Here is a 575-nt window from a genome sequence, read left to right on the forward strand (position 1 = left end):
TTCTTGATGCGCTCGTCCCAAAGAAACCAGCTCTGATAGGTCGCGTTCGGGTCTTCCTTCCATCGCTGGATCAGTTGCCGCGCCAGCAATTCAAAGTCTGCCAAACCCTGCTCCCCCCTTCGCCCCAATCTCCTCGGACGCTAGCACTCTGTTTCGCGGACCACCAGATTTGCGGGAGCCGCCCGGGCCTAATAAAAGGCCTGCGATCAACGTATGTCGTCCGGAATATGCATCAGCAGGTCGCGGGTATAGTCGATCAGGAGATCGCCGACGGTAGCCCCGTAGATTGCAAGAAACAGGATGAACGCCAGAAGCTTCGGGACAAAGCTGACCGTCTGTTCGTTGATCGATGTCGCGGCCTGGACCATGGAAATAACCAGCCCGACGACCAGCATCAAAATGAGCGGAGGCCCTGCGATGATCATGATGACCCAGAGTGCTTGGCCCATCGAAACCGAAAAAGGACTGTATGTCTCCAATTCGCCTCCCCCGGTGACGGGGTCGCGGCGCCAGGACGTGCGCCTAGCGATCCTTGCGGGGCGAGTGGCGTGGAGAGAGATCATTAGATGGAAGAG

1 protein-coding gene is annotated in these 575 nt (G+C 57.7%); it reads right to left on the reverse strand.

The window, feature by feature from the left end; translation table 11 throughout:
* Positions 1-206: 206 nt before the first annotated feature.
* Positions 207-575, reverse strand: a 369-nt coding sequence (locus AACY45_RS27580) for a flagellar biosynthetic protein FliQ (protein ID WP_339548629.1), incomplete at its 5' end; no start/stop codon positions are given.

The organism is Pseudomonas sp. RA_35y_Pfl2_P32 (genome assembly GCF_963970735.1).
GTDB lineage: Bacteria > Pseudomonadota > Gammaproteobacteria > Pseudomonadales > Pseudomonadaceae > Aquipseudomonas.